Consider the following 21,470-nt stretch of genomic DNA (forward strand, 5'->3'; position numbering starts at 1 on the left):
CGCGCCGCTAAAGCCCTGTTCAGCCGGGGCGCAGGCGCTGGCACAGGCTGTGCTATGGCTGTGTGGTGAATGCCCAGACCCCTGGATATCCCCTGCTTGGAGCAGATAGATGAAGTATCAGAAAGGTTTTACCTTGATCGAGCTGTTGGTCGTCGTGGCGATCATCGGCATCCTGGCCACCTTTGCCATGCCGCTGTATTCCAAATACCAGGCGCGGGCCAAGGTCACCGCGGCGTTGGCCGAAGCCTCGGCGCTGAAGGTCAACTTCGAGGACGTGCTGAACCAGGGCAGCGATCCGACCCTGGAGCTGGTGGGGGGCAAGGCGGCGACGTCGAACTGCACCATGACCGCTGCGGGTTCTGCCTCGACCGGAGCGGGAACAATCGGCTGCACCATCCTCAATGCACCGGCACCGGTGCTGAACAAGACCGTCACCCTGACCCGCACCACGGCCGATGGCTGGGTCTGCACCACCACTGTCCCCGCGGACTACTCCCCCAAAGGCTGCACCGCCAGCGGCAGCTGAGCCCGGTTCTCGCTTGCTCGGCGCGTGAAACGCCACGCGCCAGCGCGCCTTTGGGGAAAGTATCGAGAATTCAGGAAGTTAGCTCGCCTGGGAAGTGCAACTTGCATGCAGATTATTCGCCGGTCATGCATTTTGCATGACCGCGAGTGTTTGGATGGTTTTGTAATTCATTGATATTTAAGGGTTTTATTGTTTTTCTGAACTTGGCATAACGCCTGCAATCTACTTAAGTAACCCTGCTGCCAGGACTTGGAGCAGGTTTTCCAGAAGAACAGGAGTTACTCGTATGAAGAAGTTCGCTATCGCTGCTGCAACTGCTACCGCTCTGACCCTGACCATGGCTAACGTCGCATTTGCCCAGACCACTCAAGCTACTCAGGCGCCAATGGTGCTCGCGGCGGGTGAAGTGACCGAGGCCAAGGAAGCCACTTCCGACACCTGGATCACCACCAAAGTCAAAGCGGATCTCGTAACTGAAAAAGGCATTCCTGGTACCGACATCAAGGTCGAAACCAACAAGGGTGTGGTTTCCCTGTCCTCCACCACTGCTCTGACCGCGGCGCAGAAAGAAACCGCAGTCAACATCGTCAAGAACATCAAAGGCGTGAAGGCAGTATCGGCTGACGGTTTGAAAACCGACTAAGCCTCAAGCTTCTTTCCTGGACAGGGAGAAGATGCGGTAGAGGATTCATCTACCGCTTCCTTGAAGGTTCATGCGAATGGCCACAGGGAAGTGGCTCCTTTTGTAAACAGAACAGGCCCCGGCACAGTGTGTCGGGGCCTGTTCTGTTTATGGCGGGGGAAAACCGCCGGGCCGACCCGTTTCCGGGGCGGCGGGGAGGGGGGCTATTCGGCGTCCAGGTGCATGGGGGTAATGACCCGACCATCGCTTTCGGCCTGGCCAAGGTTGGCATCGATGAAGTAGACCCGGTCGTCCGCCAGTTGGCCCTTGTCCACCAGGAAGTCCTTGATGCTGCTGGCCCGTTCCTGGCCCAACTGGCGCAACAGCACATCGCTGCCACTCCAGAACTTGATCACGCCTTCATGCATTTTCGCGGTGCGCTCTTCCTTGCCCAGGTCCTTCCAATCGGCCGGTGGCTGGGTCTTGAGGCGTGTGCGATAGATGCCTTCCAGCAGCGGGGCTTTCTCTTTCTCCGGTACTTCCAGCAGCGACGCCTGGGCCGGCACCTTGTCGCCGCGACGCTGGAGCATCTTGTAGTAGTTGTACTGGTATTCCCGCTCCAGGCGTTGCTCGGCAATCAGCGGGCCATCGCTGCTCTGCGCGGCGGTGCCTTCGATCTCCAGGCGCAGGGCCGGACGTTCCTTGAGCGCATTGGACAGCTTGACCAGCGTTGCTTCCGATTCCGGGCTCAAGTCACTCGAGCCCGGGGCGAACGAGACACTGCCCAAGTCTTCCGAACCGCCACCCGCGACCAGCCCGCCAATCAGTTTGAACGGTGCCGCGGCAGCCTTGACGATCAGGTTGCGCAGGGTCTGCCAGACAATCGGCATGACGCTGAACTGTGGGTTGTTCAGATCGCCGGTCACCGGCAGTTCGATGGAGATCTTGCCGTCGACATCCTTGAGCAAGGCGACCGCCAGTTTCAGTGGCAGGCTCACGGCATCCGGGCTGTCGACTTTTTCCCCCAGCTCCAGTTGTTCGACCACCACTTTGTTTTCGGCCTTGAGCTGGCCGTTGGTGATGACGTAGTGCAGGTCGAGGTTGAGCCGGCCCTTGCGGATGCGGTAGCCGGCGAACTTGCCGGAGTAGGGGGTCAGGTTGGTCAGTTCGACGCGTTTGAAGCTGGTGGCGATGTCCAGGGCGGCCATTGGATCGAAGGGGTTCACGCTGCCCTTGATGGTGACCGGCGCATAACGGTCGACCTTGCCCTTGATATCGACGCTGGCCGGTTTTGCCTGGCGGCTGTCGATGGTGCCGATCTGGCCATTGAGTTGCTGGACGGCCGTGGCGAAGTTGGGGGTCAGGCTGAAGTCGGCGAAGTTGGCCGAACCGTCGTTGATGGCGATCTGGCCGATATGGATGCCGAGGGGTTTTTCCTTGGCGGCCGACTTGGCTGCGCCTTTCGGCGCGCTGTCGGCCGGTTGCGGGATCAGCAGGTCATCGATGTTGGTGGTGCGGTCATCGTTGATCATGAAGCGCGCATAGGGCTGCATCAGGTTGACCTTGTTGATCGTCAGGCTTTCGCCGTGCTGATAGTTCAGGCCTTCGAGCACCAGTTGCTGCCATTTCACGAAATCGCGGGTTTTCAGGGTGTCCAGGGTGTGCAACTGGTCGACCTGGGCGCGGCCAGTCACGCTGAATGTCAGGGGATCGATGTTTTTCAGGTCCACCGCCAGGTCGCTGCCGAGCATGCCGCTGCGCAGCTCCAGGCGAATGAACGGGCTGATGTAGGACTGGGCGACCCGCAGGTCGATGTCCTTGGTCTGCACCGCCAGCTTGGCGGTCACCGGTTGCAGGTTGACCACGCCGTTGGCCAGGATCTTGCCCTGTTTGCCCACTCCGGTGTCGAGCTTGAGGTTGAAAGGCGACTGGTTGAGGCTGTCGAAGTTCTGCACGTCGACGTTCAGCGGGCCGACTTCCAAAGCTACGGCCGGCTTGGCCTGACGGTCCGCCAGGTGCACCTGGTAATTGCGCAGTTGCACGTCCTTGAGCAGCACCTGCCAGGGTTTGCTTGGCGCTGGAGCGGGAGCCGGCGGAGTATCGGCGGCGGCCGGAGCGGGCTTGGCGGCCGGTTTGGCCGGCTGGCTGGCGAACAGCTTCTGCCAGTCCAGTTGACCATCGGCCTCCAGGGCGGCCCAGGTTTCCAGTTTCTGACTGCGGATCTTGCCGACCACCACTTGCTGCTTGGCCAGGTCGACCGTGGTTTCACTGACGTCCAGGCGCTCCAGGCGGGCCAGCGGCCGACCGTCGGGGGCCTTGATGGCGAAGGGGGCGACGCTGACCGAGGCATCGCTGAGCAACAGCTCGGTTTCCTTGGCCAGGTTCAGCTTGTAGTGGGTATCCAGGTTCAGCACGCCGTCTTCGAGAACCAGTGGTACCGCGTCGCGGACATAGGGCCACCAGGCTTTCATCTGGCCGTTGGTGACTTTCAGGCGGCCCTCGGAGGCGATCGGCGTCAGGCTGAAGTTACCGCTCCAGTCGAGCTGGCCACCCGCGGGGCCCATGGCGACCAGGGTCATGTCGGTGCTGTCGTCGGGCAGGGTGCTGAGGTTCTTCAGTTCAAGGTCGAGTTTGTCGTAGAGAAACTTGATGGGTTCGCTGGGGCGCTGGTCCTCGAAATGCACATAACCGTCGGCCAGCTTGATGCGTTCGATCCGCAGCGGGAATGGCTTGGCCTCGGGGTCGTCCGGAATCGGTTCGCTGGCGGGCAGGTTGAACAGGCCCAGCAGGTTGAGCTTGCCATCCTTGGCGAACAGGATCTCGCTCTTGGGTTTGTCCAGTTCGATATCGGCCAGGTGCAGCGCGCGGGTCCAGAGGCTGTCCAGTTGCAGGTTGGCGTAGAGACGTTCGAAGGCCACCTGCTCCTTGCCCGACTCACCGATATTCAGGCCCCAGAGCGTCAGTTCGAGACTGAACGGGTTGAGTTCGATGCGCTGGATCTTTGCCGGTACCGTCGCGTAGTTGGCCAACTGTTGATTGGCCACTCGCAAGGCGATGCCCGGCAAAATCAGAAAGCCCAACAGGCTGTACAGGGCGAGAGCGGTCAACAAGGCGCCGATAGCGCGGATCAATCCTTTGGACATGCGAGGCTTCATCTATCTGAATCGGAAGTGCGTTGGAGTATGGCATGCGTTTCCGGTTCCGAAACAATCCCGTGACGGTCGCAAACAGGATTGTTCAGATTCCTCGCAGCAGATCACAGATGCAGGATCAGGGTCTTGAGCGGCGGTTGCTGGTCCATGGACGGGAAGTCGCGAGCGGGTGTCAACACCTGCCATTCGCGTACCGGGCGACCGGCTTTTTCGGCACAGCGCAGCACCTGTTCGCGCCAGTCGTCCAGCGTGACTTTCGCCAGGTTGTTGCAGCAGATCAGCACGCCATTGTCGGCGGTGGCCAGCAGGGCAGGCTTGAGCAGACTCTGATAGTCGCGCAGCAGGTCGACGGTGCCGAATGCACTCTTGGCCCAGGCCGGCGGGTCGAGCAGCACCAGGTCGTACTGGCGTTGTTCCAGGCGTGGGTAGCTGGGCAGCTTTTGTCCACGGCGCTGGCTGATGGGCAGGCCGGCCAGTTGCCGGATCGCCGGGAAGTAATCCGATTGCACGAACTGCATGGCTGGCAATTGCGGATTGAGCTGGCCGTTCTCGCGGCCGACCGCCAGGTTGCCCTCGGCGAAGTCCAGGTTGCACACCTCGCGGGCACCACCTGCCGCGGCACTCAGGCCGACGCCACAGGTATAGGCGAACAGGTTCAGCACGCTCTTGCCGGCGCTGTGGGCCTTGACCCAGCCACGGGCGTTGCGCAGGTCGAGAAACAGCAGTGGGTCCTGGCCGGCATGGCGACCGCGTACCCGGTAGTTCAAGCCCCATTCGTGGCCGACCAGGTCTTTGAGCGCCTCTTCTTCGGCGCGGTAAACCGAGTCCTCGCGGTCGATGCGTGAGTTACCCCGGGAGCGGTCGTTGTAGACCAGCAGGGTGTCCAGGCCCAGTTGCTGCTGGACGGTCTCGTGCAATTGCAGCAAGGCATCGCGTTCCAGCGTCTGGTGAAAGCTTTGCACCAGCAGCTGCGGGCCGTAACGATCGATGGTCAGGCCCCCGGCGCCTTCCTGGCTGCCATGGAACAGCCGATAGCAGTCGGTGCCTTGCTGATGCAGCTCGACGAGCAGGTCCTGGCGATGATCGAGGGCGGCGCGCAGCGCCTGATTCAAGGAAGACATGCGGGCGCCTTGCGGATGATTGGGCGGGGCAGTCTACCAGTTTCGTTTTGTCCTCTGTGTAGGAGCGAGCTTGCTCGCGAAAGATCGGCCGCAACACCGCGATGCACCAGGCAGACCGCGTTACCGTTGAGGTCCATCGCGAGCAATCGAGCGTCGACCGGCCGCTCCTACAAGGGGATTGTGATCAGCGTTCGATGGCCAGCGCCACGCCCTGGCCGCCACCGATGCACAGGGTGGCCAGGCCTTTTTTGGCATCGCGCTTGAGCATTTCGTGCAGCAGGGTCACCAGCACCCGGCAGCCCGAGGCGCCGATCGGGTGGCCGAGGGCGATGGCACCGCCGTTGACGTTGACCTTGCTCGCATCCCAACCCAGCTCCTTGCCCACCGACAACGCCTGGGCGGCGAAGGCTTCGTTGGCTTCGATCAGGTCCAGCTGCTCCAGGGACCAGCCGGCCTTGTCCAGGCAGCGGCGGGTGGCCGACACCGGGCCGATGCCCATGATCGCAGGGTCGACGCCGGCGTTGGCGTAGGCGGCGATCTTCGCCAGCACCGGCAGGCCCAGGGCCCGGGCTTTGGCGGCGCTCATCAGGATCACCGCGGCGGCGCCGTCGTTCAGCGACGAGGCGTTGCCGGCGGTGACCGTGCCGTCCTTCTTGAAGGCCGGCTTGAGCTTGCCCAGGGATTCGGCGGTGGTGCCGGCGCGCGGTTGTTCGTCGGTGGCGAAGGCCACGGGCTCGCCCTTGCGCTGGGGAATCAGGATCGGGGTGATTTCATCGACGAAGCACCCGCCCTCGATGGCGGCCACGGCCTTCTGCTGCGAGGCGGCGGCGAAGGCGTCCTGGGCTTCGCGGCTGATGGCGTATTTGTCCACCAGGTTCTCGGCGGTGATGCCCATGTGGTAGTCGTTGAAGGCGTCCCACAGGCCGTCGCTGATCATGCTATCGATGACCTGGCTGTGGCCCATGCGCAGGCCGGTGCGGGCACCGGGCAGCACGTAATTGGCCAGGCTCATGTTTTCCTGGCCGCCGGCGATGATCACCTCGGCGTCGCCGCAGCGGATCGCCTGGGCGCCCAGGTGCAGGGCCTTGAGGCCGGAGCCGCAGACCTTGTTCAGGGTCAGCGCCGGCACGGCGTGGGGCAGGCCGGCCTTGATCGCGGCCTGGCGCGCGGGGTTCTGACCGGCGCCGGCGGTGAGCACCTGGCCCATGATCACTTCATCGACCTGGGCGCCGTCCAGGCCGGTCTGGGCCAACAGCTGGCGGATCACCGCGGCCCCCAGATCGACCGCGGGAATGTTCGCCAGCGAACCCTGGAAACTGCCGACCGCGGTGCGGGTGGCGGCAACGATTACGACGTCTTGCATGGCGCGAATCCTCATCGTTATTGGCGGCATCGGTCGGCGGCCATTGGCAGGTGACCGGTGCGCGAGAACTTGGAAAATCATGGTTGCATAGAAGGTCGCGACGTCGCCAATCGCGAACCGGTGGGTCGCGTTCTGTTCGCCCGGTCGGGTATTACAGGCCCATGCGTCGGCGTGCGCGATGTATCGAGCCGTTGCGTACCGCCCAGCGCAGCATCGGCGCACTGCGGTTGACGCTGGCGCGGATCAACTGGCGTTGCAGCAGACCCTGGTTGACGTCGAGCATATCGCTGGCCCAGTTGGGCAACAGGTCGATGCCGGCCTGCATCATCAACAAGCCAAATGGCTTGGCCAGGCGGCTTGGGGCAGGTGCCGCCAAGAGCAAACGCAGCACCTCGCGGCTGCGTTCATCGCAGAGCAACTGGGGGCGCATCCGTGCCAGGTAATCCGCCACGGCCCGGCGCGAGCGCGGCACATCAGTGGCGCCAAGACGCTCGGCGATCAGCGCGACTTCCCCGTAGTAACGGTCCTGGTCGGCAGGCGACAGGCGCGGGTTGCGATAACGCAGGTGCGCCGCCAGAAAGCTGCTGACCTCGGCCACATGTACCCAGGTCAGCAGTTGCGGATCGCTGGCGGAGTACGGCCGGCCGTCTGGCGCATGGCCGACGATCTGCAGGTGAATGGTGCGCACCTTGTCGATCAGCCATTCGGCATCCTGGCGCGAGCCGAAGGTGGTGCCGGAAATGAACTGTGCGGTGCGCCGCAGGCGCCCGATCATGTCTTCCCGGAAGTTCGAGTGATCCCAGACCCCGGCCAGGGCCAGCGGGTGCAGGGCTTGCATCAGCAAGGCGCCGATGCCGCCGATCAGCATGCTGCTGAAATCGCCATGCACCTGCCAGCAGATGGCGTCCGGGCCGAACAGGCCCGGGTCGCCCTTGGGGTTGTCCAGGTCGAGCTGGCCCAGCGACAGGCCACCCAGGCTCATCACCTGGGTTTCGATACGACTGCGAATGAATTCCATACCGCTTGGCTGTTCCTTGGTTGAGGCCCGAGGCCCTGCTCAGAGGTTCAGGCGTTTATCGATCAGGCCCTCGACCACGCTCGGGTCGGCCAGGGTCGAGGTATCGCCCAGGCTGTCGAGCTCGTTGCAGGCGATCTTGCGCAGGATACGCCGCATGATCTTGCCCGAGCGGGTTTTCGGCAAGGCCGGCGCCCACTGGATCAGTTCCGGCTTGGCGAAACTGCCGATCTCGCGACTGACCAGGCTCAACAGTTCCTTCTTCAGTTCTTCGCTGGGCTCGACGCCGTTCATCGGGGTGACAAAGGCATAGATGCCCTGGCCCTTGAGGTCGTGGGGATAGCCGACCACCGCGGCCTCGGCGATGCTGTCATGCAGGACCAGGGCGCTCTCGACTTCGGCGGTGCCGATGCGGTGCCCGGACACGTTGATCACGTCGTCGATGCGTCCGGTGATCCAGTAGTCGCCGTCTTCATCGCGCCGCGCACCGTCGCCGGTGAAGTAGTAGCCCGGGTAGGGTTTGAAATAGGTCTCGACCATGCGCTGCGGGTCGCCGTAGACGCTGCGGATCTGTGCCGGCCAACTGGCCTTGATCGCCAGGATGCCGCTGCCGGCGCCGTTGATTTCCTTGCCGTGCTCATCCAGCAGCACCGGTTGCACGCCGAACATCGGGCGGGTGGCGCAGCCCGGCTTGATGTAGCTGGCGCTGACCAGCGGGCTGAGCATGATGCCGCCGGTTTCGGTCTGCCACCAGGTGTCGACGATCGGGCAGCGCTGCTCGCCGACGCTATTGAAATACCATTCCCAGGCTTCCGGGTTGATCGGCTCGCCGACAGTGCCCAGCAGGCGCAGGCTGCTGCGCGAGGTGTGTTGCAGCGGCTCGGGGCCTTCGCGCATCAGCGCCCGCAACGCGGTGGGGGCGGTGTAGAAGATGTTCACCCGGTGTTTGTCGATGACCTCCCAGAAGCGCGAGCTGCTCGGATAACTGGGCACGCCCTCGAAGATCAGGGTGGTCGCGCCATTGGCCAGCGGGCCGTAGACGATGTAGCTGTGGCCGGTGACCCAGCCGACGTCGGCGGTGCACCAGAAGACTTCGCCTTCGCGGTAGTCCAGTACGTATTTGAAGGTCATCGCCGCTTGCAGCAAGTAGCCGCCGGTGGTGTGCAGCACGCCTTTGGGTTTACCGGTGCTGCCTGAGGTGTAGAGGATGAACAGCGGGTCTTCGGCGTCCATCGGTTGCGGCGGGCAGTCGTCTTCGACGTCGCGCAGGGCCTGGTGATACCAGAGGTCGCGGCCTTCGATCCAGTTCACCGGGTTCTGGGTGCGCTCGATCACCACCACGGTGCTGACGTTCGGGCAGCTTTGCAGGGCCTTGTCGACGTTGTTTTTCAAGGGTATGAACTTGCCGCCGCGCACCCCTTCGTCAGCGGTGATCACGGTGCGGCAGTCGGCGTCGAGAATGCGGTCGCGCAACGCGTCCGGGGAAAATCCGCCAAAGACCACCGAGTGCACCGCACCGATACGGGTGCAGGCGAGCATGGCGTAGGCCGCCTCGGGGATCATCGGCATGTAGATGCACACCCGGTCGCCTTTTTTCACGCCGCGGCTTTTCAGGACGTTGGCCAGGCGGCAGACGTAGTGATGGAGTTTCTTGTAGGTGATTTGCAGCGACTCGGCAGGGTCGTCGCCTTCCCAGATGATCGCTACCTGATCGCCGCGTTTTTCCAGATGGCGGTCGATGCAGTTGTAGCTGACGTTCAACTGGCCGCCGGCGAACCAGCTGGCGGCGCCGGTTTTCAGGTCATAGCGCTGCACGGTTTGCCAGGGAGCGCTCCAGTCGAGAAAGCGGGTGGCCTGTTCGGCCCAGAAGGTACTGGGGTGCTCGATGGATTCGCGGTACAGCCGCTGGTAGTCGTCCTGACTCAATTGTGCGGCCCGGCGGACGGCATCGGCTTGGGGGAACATGCTGATATCGAACATGACGGTTCCTTATTCTTGTTTTAGCGACAAGTAATAAAGATGCGCCTTGATCGGAAGGGGTTCAAGGGGAGGGAGGCCAATCGCGAGCAAGCTCGCTCCCACAGATGGATACGGATTCTGTAGGAGCAGCCGGTCGACGCTCGATTGCTCGCGAAAGGCTATTTCAGGCGGCTATCAGCCGCGGTGGCGACCGCGGAAGTAGTTGATCAGGCCCTGGGTCGAAGCATCCTCGGCCGGGGTTTCTTCGCTGCCGACCAGGCGGTTGTAGACGCCCTTGCCCAGCTCCTTGCCCAGCTCCACGCCCCATTGGTCGAAGGCGTTGATGCCCCAGATCACGCTCTGCACGAAGACCTTGTGTTCGTACATCGCCACCAACGCGCCCAGGCGGCGCGGGCTGATGCGCTCGACCACCAGGGTGTTGCTCGGGCGGTTGCCGGGGATCACCTTGTGCGGTGCCAGCTTCTGGACTTCGGCCTCGCTCAGGCCTTTTTCACGCAGCTCGGCCTCGGCCTCGGCGCGCGTCTTGCCCAGCATCAACGCCTGGCTTTGCGACAGGCAGTTGGCGTACAGCCACTGGTGATGGTCGGCGACCGGGTTGAAGCTGACGATCGGAACGATGAAGTCGGCCGGAATCAGCTGGGTGCCCTGGTGCAACAACTGGTGGTACGCGTGCTGGCCGTTGCAGCCCACGCCCCCCCAGATCACCGGGCCGGTGTCGGTGGAAACCGGCGTGCCGTCCTGGCGCACGCTCTTGCCGTTGGATTCCATGTCCAGCTGCTGCAAGTGCTTGGTGATGTTGCGCAGGTAGTGGTCGTACGGCAGGATCGCGTGGCTTTGCGCGCCCCAGAAGTTGCCGTACCACACGCCCAGCAGGGCCAGGAGAACCGGCATGTTCTGTTCGAACGGCGCGGTCTGGAAGTGCTGGTCCATGGTGTAGGCACCGGACAGCAGTTCCTTGAAGTTGGACATGCCGATGGCCAGGGCGATCGGCAGGCCGATGGCCGACCACAGCGAGTAACGCCCGCCGACCCAGTCCCACATCGGGAAGATGTTCTCTTCGCGGATGCCGAAGGCCACCGCGGCGGCGTTGTTGCTCGACACTGCGATGAAGTGGCGATACAGCTCGGCCTCGGAGCCGCCCTGAGCCAGGTACCAGGCGCGTGCGGCCTGGGCGTTCTTCAGGGTTTCCAGGGTATTGAAGGATTTCGACGAGACAATGAACAGGGTGGTTTCGGCGCGGATCTTCGAGGACAGCTCGTGGAACTCGCTGCCGTCGATATTGGCCAGGTAATGGCAACGTACGCCTTTCTGGGCGTAGGACAACAGGGCTTCGGACACCAGCTCGGGGCCGAGGAAGGAACCGCCGATGCCGATGTTCACCACGTCGGTGATCGGCTTCTCGGTGTAGCCACGCCACAGGCCGTCATGGATGCGCCCGACCAGCTCGGTGATCTGGTTCAGCACCTTGTGCACTTCCGGCATCACGTTGACGCCGTTGACCGACAGCTTGTCGCCCACCGGGCGGCGCAGGGCGGTGTGCAGGGCCGGACGGCCTTCGGAAGAGTTGACCAGCTCACCGGCGAACAACGCCTTGATCGCGTCCTGCAGGCCGGCTTCGTTGGCCAGGCCCACCAGCAGGTTGCGGGTTTCGGAGGTGATCAGGTTCTTCGAGTAATCTAGAAAAAGCCCACAGCCGCTGAGGCTGAATTGATGAAAGCGCTGCGGGTCGGCATTGAAGGCCTCGCGCATGCTGAAATCCTGCATGGCCTGGCGGTGGTCATTCAACGCTTGCCAGGCGGGCAGAGCGGTAACGTCGTGAGGAGTGCGGTAGTACGCCATCGCTGCGGTTTTCCTTTTACTTGAACTGCCTGTTGGACACTGAAAAGCCCGGAACGTCCTGCTCGAAGAATAACGTTCGGTCAAACCTGCGCTGACACGATTAAGCACGCAGGGCGATAACAGTAACTCTCGCGTGCTGATCTGTCTTGGCTTTGTCTGACCTGCGGCCGGTACTTTTTTACACCGGCGCCTCAGAGCCGCGCACGAACAGATTTTCAGGGGGTGAGAATGACTGGGGTTCAGGCGACCTGAACCGGGATGGCATGGCTGGTGTGGCTCAGCTCGTTGCCCGGCGCCATATAGAGCATGCGTGGCTTGAAGTTGAGCAGTTCGGCTTCGCTGTAGTGAGCGTAAGCGCAGATGATCACCCGGTCGCCGACCTTGGCCTTGTGCGCGGCGGCGCCGTTGACCGAGATCATGCGCGAGCCTTCCTCGCCACGAATGGCGTAGGTGGTGAAGCGTTCGCCATTGTCGACGTTGTAGATCTGGATCTGTTCGTACTCACGGATACCGGACAAGTCCAGCCATTCGCCGTCGATGGCGCAGGAGCCTTCGTAGTCGAGCACAGCGTGGGTGACTTCGGCGCGATGCAGCTTGGCCTTGAGCATGATGGCGTGCATGAGTGGTTCTCTCGGTCAGGTCCTCGAACAGAGCCCGCAGCATCGCTGCAGGCCCCGGGCGGCGGCAGTTTGCCCGAAGGTCGGGCTTCGGGCAATCGGCCTTTGGGACCTAGGCGTCGAGGTCCAGATGCAGGTTGTCGATCAGGCGGGTAGCGCCCAGATAGGCCGCCGCCAGGATCACCAGGTCGCGGTCTTGCTCGGTGGCCGGGCGCAGGGTCCGGGCGTGGCGGATTTCCAGGTAATCGGGGCGCAAACCTGCGGCTTCGAGCACTCGTTTTTGCTCGTCCAGCAGCTTTGGATAGTCCCGCTCGCCCTGGCTGATGGCCTCGGCGATTTGAGTCAGGCCACGATAGATCACGGGGGCGATGGCACGTTGTTCCTCGCTCAGGTAGCCGTTGCGCGACGACAGCGCGAGGCCGTCGGCGGCACGTACGGTGGGCTCGCCGATGATCTGGATCGGCATGTTCAGGTCATGCACCAGGGCGCGGATCACCGCCAGTTGCTGGAAGTCCTTCTGGCCGAAGACTGCAAGGTCCGGCTGCACCATGTTGAACAGCTTGCTGACCACCGTGGCCACTCCTTCGAAATGCCCGGGACGGCTGGCGCCGCACAGGCCTTCGGAGAGCTGCGGCACGCTGACCCGGGTCTGGCCATCCATGCCGTCGGGGTACATCTCTTCGACGGTCGGGGCGAACAGCAGATGGCAACCGGCTTGCAGGAGCTTTTCCTGGTCGGCGGCGAGGGTCCGCGGGTACTTGTCGAGGTCTTCGCCGGCACCGAACTGCAGCGGGTTGACGAAAATGCTCGCCACCACGAAATCCACCCGCTGGGCCGCCTTGGTCACCAGGGCCGCATGACCGCTGTGCAGGTTGCCCATGGTCGGTACGAAGCCGATGCGCTTGCCCTCGCTGCGGGCACGGGCCACGGCGGCACGCAGTTCACGTACGGTTTTGACAGTATTCATGCAGAAAACCCGTGTTCGGCGCCTGGGAAGGTCACGGCCTTGACTTCATTGACGTAGGCGCTCAGGGCGGCCTGGATGCTTTCCTGGCCGGCCATGAAGTTCTTCACGAACTTCGGCGCGCGACCGCTCAGGGACAGGCCCAGCATGTCGTGCAGAACCAGCACCTGACCGTCGGTGCCGCTGCCGGCACCGATGCCGATCACCGGAATTTTCACCGCCTGGGTGATTTCCGCCGCCAGTTCGCTCGGCACGCATTCGAGCAGCAGCATCGCTGCGCCGGCCGCTTCCAGGGCGATGGCGTCGGCACGCATCTGCCGGGCCTGGTTTTCGTTACGGCCCTGGACCTTGTAGCCGCCGAGGATGTTCACCGACTGCGGGGTCAGGCCCATGTGGGCGCAGACCGGGATACCGCGTTCGGCCAGCAGGCGGATGGACTCCGCCAGCCAGAGTGCGCCTTCGACCTTGATCATGTGCGCACCGGCCTGCATCAACTGGGCGCTGTTGTTCAGGGCCTGTTCGGTGGTGGCGTAGGCCATGAACGGCAGGTCGGCGAGGATCAGGGCACCACTGTTACCGCGTTTGACCGCGGCGACGTGGTAGGCCATCTCGGCGGTAGTGACTGGCAGTGTGCTGTCGTGCCCTTGCAAGACCATGCCGAGGGAGTCGCCCACCAGCAGTACTTCAACGCCGGCCTGGCAACAGGTGTGGGCGAAGGTCGCGTCATAGCAGGTCAACATGGTGATTTTTTCACCTTTCTGCTTGAGGCCTTGCAGGGTGGTCAGGGTGATGTCTGGCATGAAAAGGGGTCCTCATTCAGGCGCTCTGGAAACTGCTGCGAGTAACGCGCGTGATTCTTTATCTATGCAGGCGCACGGTCTGTTGTCGTGCTTATAAGGCCTGGATTGCGCCCTGTAACGCCGTGTTGGCGGCAACGGGACGCCTATAGTCGTGAGGAGAACTCGGGAAGTCAATTGCATGTGTTACCGCCTTGTTACGGCGTGAGTGTTACCGCCGTAACTGATGCGTTTCAGCAGTCAAGCCAGGCGTTCCAGGCCGACAAATGGGCAGGCGGCGAGCAGATCGCGCAGGTGGCGGCCATCGGCCAGTTGCAGGTCGACGGGGGCCAGTTCGGCCAGGGGATAGAGGACGAAGGCCCGGGCCTGCATGTGGTAATGCGGGACCTTGAGCCGCGGTTCGTCGATCAGGCGATCGCCGAACAGCAGGATGTCCAGGTCCAGGGTACGTGGCCCCCAGCGTTCGAGACGCTCGCGGCCCTGGCCGTTTTCGATGGCTTGCAGCGCGTCCAGCAGTTCGAGGGGCGCGAGGCTGCTGTCCAGGGCGGCCACGGCGTTGGTGTAACGCGGTTGGCCGGGCAGCAGGGAATCGCTTTGATAGAAGGCCGAGACCCCCGCCAGTTGGCTGTGCGGCAACTGCGCCAGGGCGTCGATCGCGCTGCGCAATTGCTCTGCCGGGGCAGCCAGGTTGCTGCCCATGCCGATGTAGATGCGTTCCATCGGGTTATTCGCCGGAAGCGCTCGGTGCGCCGGCGGTGGCGCGTTTGCGTTTGGCGCCACTGCTGCGGCGACGCTTGCGCGGACCTGTGCCGGCTTCGTCCTTGCCGCTCAGATCGCGAATCATGTCGCGGCGACCGGCTTCGTTGGCGTCCTGATAGTCGGTCCACCATTCGCCCAGGCCATCGGTCTGTTCGCCGGCGCTTTCGCGCAGCAGCAGGAAGTCATAGCCGGCGCGGAACCGCGGGTTGTCCAGCAGTTGATCGGCGCGCTTGCCGCTGCGGCGTGGCAGACGTTCCTGCATGTCCCAGATTTCGCGGATCGGCATGGTGAAGCGTTTTGGAATGGCGATGCGCTGGCACTGTTCGCTGATCAATTCGTGAGCGGCTTCCTGCATCGCCGGAATCGGCGGCATGCCGCGTTCCTGAAGGCGCAGCACGCGAGCCGGCAAGGCAGGCCACAGCAGCGCGGCGAACAGGAAGGCTGGGGTTACCGGCTTGTTCTGCTTGATGCGCAGGTCGGTATTGACCAGGGCTTCGCTGATCAGCGTATGGGTGTAGGTCGGGTTGTACTCCAGTGCCTCGGCGCTGGCCGGGAACAGCGGATCGAACAGTTGCAGGTCGACCAGCATCTCGAAGGTGTCGGCGGCATGGCCGGACAGGAACAGCTTGAGCACTTCCTCGAACAGACGCGCCGAGGGGATTTCCCGCAGCATGGGGGCCAGGTCGCGGATCGGTGTGGCAGTGTGTTTCTCGATGCCGAAATCCAGCTTGGCGGCGAAGCGCACGGCCCGCAGCATGCGTACCGGGTCTTCCTGGTAGCGCTGGCGTGGATCGCCGATCAGGCGGACCAGGTGATTGCGAATGTCGTGCACGCCGTTGGCGTAATCGAGGATGCGTTCGCTGACCGGATCGTAATACAGGGCGTTGATGGTGAAGTCGCGGCGCTGGGCGTCCTCTTCGAGGGTGCCGTACACGTTGTCGCGCAGGATGCGCCCGCTTTCGTTGCGCGAGGATTGGTTGCTGTCTTCCTCTTCATCGTTTTGCGGGTGATTGGCGCGGAAGGTCGCGACCTCGATGATTTCGCGGCCGAAGTGGATATGCACCAGCTTGAACCGACGGCCGATGATCCGTGCATTGCGGAATTCGGCCCGCACCTGTTCCGGCGTGGCGCTGGTGGCGACGTCGAAATCCTTGGGGGTGATATTGAGCAACATGTCGCGCACGCAACCGCCGACCAGGTAGGCCTGGTAGCCGGCGTTCTGCAGGCGTTCGACGATGTTCACCGCATAACGGCTGAACTGGGCGCGTTGCAGCGAGTGTTGGCTGCTGTTGAGCACTTCAGGCGTGCTGCGTTTGTGTTGCGTACGACGCAAGGGAGAACGGAATGACTGGAACAACTTCTTCAGCATGGGATGCACTGTTTGAAGGAATGTTCGGCCATAACGAAGAATGACCGCATGATGGGCGGGGATTCTAGCATTTAGTCGGGGGATGGTGTAGGAAGCTGCGGCGAGTCGTGCGCGGGGCTTTGGAACGCGGGTTGGCGGGGCTTTGCGTCAGTAAAGTCGCAATCGCGGAAACCACAAGGGGAGCCGAAGCTCCCCCAGAAGTGTTTGCGTGCTCTATTTTTATTATTGGTTTCGGGCTTTTTGTTTTTGTTTAACGCCCTTGTCACCTGGTTAACCCAGGATGACCCTCCCAATCGGGAGCCAAGAGCAAACGGATTGCTTTGGTCGCTGTGTTGCAATGATCGATGATCCAACCAGTTCAGGCTCTGCCTTAGGGCAGTTTTTGTTGTTCTCGGCCTGGTTGTGGGGCAAGCCCCAATGACAACGCCTCTCCAAAAGAATCAGTTAGCTGCGCCTCCGCCGTGTTGTTTTTATTGTGCGTGAGTCGATTCGTCTTATTTTTATTGTCTTATGCATTGCTTGTTATTGTTCTTGTACCAAACATATAGCAGGTGCCGTGCCAACTTTTGCGAAGCCCAGTAAAACAAGGGGTTAGGCGTGGTGTTGAGGTTTTCGCGGGCGAAAAAAAGCCGGGGCTTCGTTACCTTAAGCCCCGGCTTTTGTTACGTGAAATGACTGAGGTAACAGTTTTTTCACAAGGTCGCGTGTTACCCGCAACCCGTTACCGCCGGACTTCAGCTTTCGCTGGCGACCCCGGTCTTGCGCCGTGGGATGCCCAGGCGCTGGCGGCGTTCCCACAGGCATTTGCGGCTGACGCCCAGTTTGCGCGCCAGTTCGGTTTCGGTCATATGGTCCTGGTGCTCGAGGACGAAATGCTGGAAGTAGTCTTCCAGCGACAGGTCTTCGGTCGGCTCGTGGCTGCTGTTGTTGGCGTTGGCGGCCTGGGGCGCCAGGCCGATGAATTCGTCGTCTTCCAGATCGCTCAGTTCGATATCGATACCCAGCAGCTCGGCGGAGATTTCCGGGCTTTCGCACAGGATGACCGAGCGCTCGACGGCGTTTTCCAGTTCGCGAACGTTACCTGGCCACGAGTAGTGACGAATGGCTTGCTCGGCGTCCGGAGCGAACTTCAGGTCAGTGCGGCCCACGCGCGCGCTTTGACGGGCGAGGAAGGCATTGGCGATTTCGTTGACGTCGGCGCCGCGCTCGCGCAGGGCTGGCAGTTTCAGGGCAATCACGTGCAGGCGGTAATACAGGTCTTCACGGAACTGGCCGATCTTGGCCAGGCTCTTGAGGTCGCGGTGGGTCGCGGCGATCAGGCGCACATCGACCTTCTGCGATTGCACCGAACCGACCCGGCGAATCTCGCCTTCCTGCAGCACACGCAACAGGCGGGCCTGGGCTTCGAGTGGCAGTTCGCCGATTTCGTCGAGGAACAGGGTGCCGCCGTCCGCCGCTTCCACCAAGCCGGCGCGCCCGGCGCTGGCACCGGTGAAGGCGCCTTTTTCATGTCCGAACAGCTCGGACTCGATCAGGGTTTCCGGAATGGCTGCGCAGTTCACCGAGATCATTGGCGCCTTGGCACGCTTGGACAGGTTGTGCAGGGCGCGGGCTACCAGTTCCTTGCCGGTCCCGGACTCACCCTGGATCAGTACATTGGAGTCTGTCGGGGCGACCTTGCGGATCTTGCTGTACAGATCCTGCATCGGTGGGCAGGAACCGATGATACCGATTTCGCCGTTGCTGGCGCTGGCTTTGTCCGCACCGTTGCCCGGCTTGGCGGCCGGCCGCTCGTTGGGGCTGCTTTGCGCGGTCTGGCGGTCGCGCAGGATGCGCGCCACGGCCTGGAGCATTTCGTCGTGGTCGAAAGGCTTGGCGATGTAGTCCACCGCGCCCATCTTCATCGAGTCGACCGCCGAGCGCAGGCTGGCGTAGCTGGTCATGATCAGCACCGGGGTGCCCTGGCCGAGCTTGATCAGTTCGGTGCCGGGGGCGCCTGGCAGGCGCAGGTCGCTGACGATCAGGTCGAACGTGGGAATGCTGAAACGCTCTTGTGCTTCCTGCACGGAACCGGCTTCGCTGACCTGGTACTGGTTGCGTTCCAGCAGGCGGCGCAAGGCGGAGCGGATAATTGTTTCGTCTTCGACGATCAAAATGTGCGGCATTGATTCGATTCTCTCGACGGTCTCAGTTCACAGCGGACGTCGCTTCGACATGACGCGGTAAAGTCACCCGGATACGGGTGCCGCGTTGGCTTTCGGTGTCAGCCGGGCTGTCGATGGTGATTTGTCCATAATGCTCTTCAACGATGGAATAGACCAGTGCAAGGCCCAGTCCGGTGCCCTCGCCAGGATCCTTGGTGGTGAAGAAGGGTTCGAACAGTCGATCCATGATGCTCGAGGGGATGCCGCTGCCTTCGTCTTCGACGATCAGGTCGATCGTGTGTTCGCTGGCCTCGCTCTTGACCCGTACCGCGCTGCCCGCCGGTGAGGCGTCGCGGGCATTGGATAGCAGGTTGATCAGTACCTGGGCGAGCCGCTGCGGGTCGCCGTCGACCCAGTGGTCCGGATCGCACAGGTTGAAGAATTGCACTTCGAAGTTGCGCCGGTTCAGCGCCAGCAGACCAATGGCGTCCTGCGCCACCTCGGCCAGGCACACGGCTTCGTCGTTGTGCTGGTGGCTGCCGGCGTGGGCGAAGCTCATCAGCGACTGGACGATGCGCGATACGCGCTTGGTCTGCTCGAGGATCTGGCCGCTGATTTCGGTGAGTTCGCCGTCTTCTTCGCGCTCTTCGCGCAGGTTCTGCGCCAGACAGGCGATACCGGTGATCGGGTTGCCGATTTCGTGGGCCACGCCGGCGGCCAGGCGGCCGATGCTGGCAAGTCGTTCGGAATGCACCAGCTTGTCTTCGAGCATCTGGGTTTCGGTCAGGTCTTCCACCAGCAGCACCAGGCCGCTGTTGCCCGGGGCCAGGGGTTCGTCGATGGCGGCCTTGTGCAGGTTCAGCCAGCGGGTCTGGCCGTCGAGGGCCAGGTGCTGTTTATGCAGATGTTCATCGGGGATGTTGATGAAGCCTTGCAGCAGCTCTCTCCAGGGATCGGCGATGGTGCTCAGGCGCGAACCGACCACATGCTGCGCCGGAATGCTGGTGAGCTCTTCCATGGCCTTGTTCCACATGAGGATTTCCTGGTCCTTGGCCAGGGAGCAGACGCCCATCGGCAGCTCCTGCAAGGTCTGGCGGTGGTAGCGGCGCAAGGCGTCGAGCTCGGCGGCCAGGCCGGTCAGGCGCGAGTGGTAGTCCTCGAGCCGGCTTTCGATGAAGTGAATGTCTTCGGTCACATAGTTTTCGCCGCCGGCCTTGTAGGGCAGGAAGGTTTCCACCATGTCCTGGGCCACGCTGGGGCCCATCAGGCCGGACAGGTTGGCCTCGATACGGTCGCGCAAGCGGCGCAGGGCATAGGGGCGGCGTTCGTCGAAGGGCAGGTAGAGGTCGCGCAGCGCCTGCTCGACTTCCTTCTGCGCGGCCTTGGCGCCCAGGGGCTTGGCCAGCTGGGTGGCGAACTCCTGGGGTGAGGCAGCATGCAGTTCGCGACGTTGCGGCCGGCGCACGTTGTCCACCGCGCAGGCTTCGGCGGCGCTGGCTTCTTCGGAGCTGGCGTTGGTGAACAGCGAAATCAGGGTGAACATCAGGACGTTGGCGGCCAGCGAGGCAATGGCCGCCATGTGCCAGCTGGTGTCGTCCAGCACATAGATCATGTTCAGTAGCGGTATATAGAAGCCCTGCAAGTTGCCGATCAGCGGCAGCAACATGGTCACCAGCCACACCAGCGTCCCGGCCATCAGCCCGGCGATGAAGCCGCGCCGGTTGGCAGTCGGCCAGTACAGCACCGAGAGTACGCCGGGGAGGAACTGCAGGGTCGCGACAAAGGCCACGATGCCGAGGTTGGCCAGGTCCTGTTCGGCCCCCAGCAGCAGGTAGAAGGCATAGCCGGCCATGATGATGGCCACGATCAGTGCGCGGCGGGTCCATTTCAGCCAGCGGTAGATGTTGCCTTCGGCCGGTGGCTGATACAGCGGCAGCACCAGATGGTTGAGGGCCATCCCCGACAGCGCCAGGGTGGTGACAATGATCAGGCCGCTGGCGGCGGAAAGCCCACCGATATAGGCCATCAAGGCCAATGCCGGTTTGTTGGCGGCGATGCCGATGCCGAGGGTGAAGTATTCGGGATTAGTGGTGGCGCCCAGTTTCAAGCCGGCCCAGAGGATCAGCGGTACCGCCAGACTCATCAGCAACAGGAACAGCGGCAGGCCCCAGCTGGCGCTGACCAGCGAGCGCGGGTTGAGGTTCTCGGTGAAAGTCATGTGGTACATGTGCGGCATCACGATCGCCGAGGCGAAGAACACCAGCAGCAGGGTGCGCCAGGGCCCTTCCTGCAATGGCGTGTGCAGGGCGGCGAGGGCGGTCTGGTTCTGCAGCAGCCAGAGTTCCAGCTGTTGCGGCCCATCGAACACACCGTACAGGGCATAGAGGCCGACGCCACCAATGGCGATCAGCTTGATCACCGACTCGAAGGCGATGGCGAACACCAGGCCTTCGTGCTTTTCCCGGGTGGCGATGTGCCGGGAGCCGAAGAAGATGGTGAACAGGGTGATCAGCGCGCAGAAACTCAGGGCCACCCGGTGCTGCACCGGCTCGCGGGTGAGGATACCGATGGAGTCCGCGACTGCCTGGATCTGCAAGGCCAGCAGCGGCAATACCCCGACCAGCATGATCACCGTGGTCAGCGCGCCGGCCCAGGTGCTGCGAAAACGGAAGGCGAACAGGTCGGCCAGCGACGACAGTTGGTAGGTGCGGGTGATTTTCAGGATCGGGTAAAGCAGCACCGGCGCCAGCAGGAAGGCACCGGAAACCCCGAGATAACTGGAAAGGAAACCGTAGCCGTACTGATAGGCCAGGCCGACCGTGCCATAAAAGGCCCAGGCGCTGGCGTAGACCCCGAGGGACAGGGTGTAGGTCAGCGGGTGGCGGATGATCGAGCGCGGGATCATGCCGCGTTCGCTGATCCAGGCCACCCCGAACAGCACCAGCAGGTACGCGGCGCTGATCAGGATCATCTGGGTCAGGCTAAAGCTCATCGGCATCTTTTTGGCTCTGCAGGATGAAGGTCACGACGATCAGGATCAGCCAGAGCAGATACGGGCGATACCAGGCGCCCGTAGCATCGATCCACCAATCCATGATGGCGGGGGAGAACAGATAGATCCCCACTACCAGCAGTAGGACCAAGCGATAGATGTACATCTCGGCCTCTCTTTATTGTGTGCGTGCCCGAAAACGTGCGGCGA

16 protein-coding genes are annotated in these 21,470 nt (G+C 62.7%); 2 read left to right on the top strand and 14 right to left on the bottom strand.

Features of this window, described 5'->3' with window-relative positions; translation table 11 throughout:
• Positions 1–109 precede the first annotated feature (109 nt).
• Complete coding sequence (locus AC07PQ_RS25365) at positions 110–526, top strand: pilin (RefSeq protein WP_007924673.1); 417 nt, start codon at positions 110–112, stop codon at positions 524–526.
• Positions 527–812: 286 nt separating this feature from the next.
• Entirely contained in the window at positions 813–1,169 is a 357-nt protein-coding gene (locus tag AC07PQ_RS25370) for a BON domain-containing protein (protein ID WP_493186747.1), read from the top strand.
• Between the two features lie 203 nt (positions 1,170–1,372).
• Here the strand turns inward: AC07PQ_RS25370 and AC07PQ_RS25375 are convergent, their stop codons facing one another.
• The 14 genes from AC07PQ_RS25375 to AC07PQ_RS25440 form a co-directional block, all read right to left on the bottom strand.
• A complete protein-coding gene (locus AC07PQ_RS25375; RefSeq protein ID WP_493186748.1) occupies positions 1,373–4,291 on the bottom strand; it encodes a DUF748 domain-containing protein in 2,919 nt (972 codons plus the stop codon).
• Positions 4,292–4,404: 113 nt separating this feature from the next.
• Complete coding sequence (locus AC07PQ_RS25380) at positions 4,405–5,421, bottom strand: class I SAM-dependent rRNA methyltransferase (RefSeq protein WP_007924670.1); 1,017 nt, start codon at positions 5,419–5,421, stop codon at positions 4,405–4,407.
• Between the two features lie 184 nt (positions 5,422–5,605).
• A complete protein-coding gene (locus AC07PQ_RS25385) occupies positions 5,606–6,784 on the bottom strand; it encodes an acetyl-CoA C-acetyltransferase (protein ID WP_493186749.1) in 1,179 nt (392 codons plus the stop codon).
• A 151-nt stretch (positions 6,785–6,935) separates the two neighbouring features.
• Positions 6,936–7,802 (bottom strand): oxygenase MpaB family protein, encoded by an 867-nt coding sequence (locus AC07PQ_RS25390; protein ID WP_493186750.1) that lies wholly within the window; start codon positions 7,800–7,802, stop codon positions 6,936–6,938.
• Between the two features lie 39 nt (positions 7,803–7,841).
• The gene (gene acs / locus AC07PQ_RS25395) at positions 7,842–9,779 is read right to left on the bottom strand and encodes an acetate--CoA ligase (RefSeq protein WP_101339144.1); all 1,938 of its coding nucleotides are present in this window, start codon (positions 9,777–9,779) and stop codon (positions 7,842–7,844) included.
• A gap of 174 nt (positions 9,780–9,953) precedes the next feature.
• Positions 9,954–11,618 carry a glucose-6-phosphate isomerase gene (gene pgi / locus AC07PQ_RS25400; RefSeq protein ID WP_007924664.1) on the bottom strand — a complete coding sequence of 555 codons (1,665 nt, stop codon included), beginning with the start codon at positions 11,616–11,618 and terminating at the stop codon, positions 9,954–9,956.
• Between the two features lie 239 nt (positions 11,619–11,857).
• Complete coding sequence (gene panD, locus AC07PQ_RS25405) at positions 11,858–12,238, bottom strand: aspartate 1-decarboxylase (RefSeq protein WP_007924662.1); 381 nt, start codon at positions 12,236–12,238, stop codon at positions 11,858–11,860.
• Positions 12,239–12,347: 109 nt separating this feature from the next.
• Entirely contained in the window at positions 12,348–13,202 is an 855-nt protein-coding gene (gene panC / locus AC07PQ_RS25410; protein ID WP_493186751.1) for a pantoate--beta-alanine ligase, read from the bottom strand.
• Positions 13,199–13,999, bottom strand: a complete 801-nt coding sequence (gene panB / locus AC07PQ_RS25415; RefSeq protein ID WP_007924658.1) for a 3-methyl-2-oxobutanoate hydroxymethyltransferase — start codon at positions 13,997–13,999, stop codon at positions 13,199–13,201. Before panB ends, panC begins: the two co-directional genes overlap by 4 nt.
• Before the next feature lie 237 nt (positions 14,000–14,236).
• Entirely contained in the window at positions 14,237–14,716 is a 480-nt protein-coding gene (gene folK, locus AC07PQ_RS25420) for a 2-amino-4-hydroxy-6-hydroxymethyldihydropteridine diphosphokinase (RefSeq protein ID WP_087091974.1), read from the bottom strand.
• Between the two features lie 4 nt (positions 14,717–14,720).
• Complete coding sequence (locus tag AC07PQ_RS25425) at positions 14,721–16,124, bottom strand: polynucleotide adenylyltransferase PcnB (protein WP_009045657.1); 1,404 nt, start codon at positions 16,122–16,124, stop codon at positions 14,721–14,723.
• 734 nt (positions 16,125–16,858) lie between these two features.
• On the bottom strand, positions 16,859–18,289 hold the full coding sequence (locus AC07PQ_RS25430; RefSeq protein WP_007924652.1) for a sigma-54-dependent transcriptional regulator: 1,431 nt from the start codon (positions 18,287–18,289) through the stop codon (positions 16,859–16,861).
• A gap of 22 nt (positions 18,290–18,311) precedes the next feature.
• Complete coding sequence (locus AC07PQ_RS25435) at positions 18,312–21,266, bottom strand: sensor histidine kinase (RefSeq protein WP_007924650.1); 2,955 nt, start codon at positions 21,264–21,266, stop codon at positions 18,312–18,314.
• On the bottom strand, positions 21,250–21,426 hold the full coding sequence (locus tag AC07PQ_RS25440; RefSeq protein ID WP_003176118.1) for a hypothetical protein: 177 nt from the start codon (positions 21,424–21,426) through the stop codon (positions 21,250–21,252). Before AC07PQ_RS25440 ends, AC07PQ_RS25435 begins: the two co-directional genes overlap by 17 nt.
• Positions 21,427–21,470: the final 44 nt, after the last annotated feature.

The sequence above is a fragment of the Pseudomonas sp. GW821-FHT09E12 genome (genome assembly GCF_059416085.1).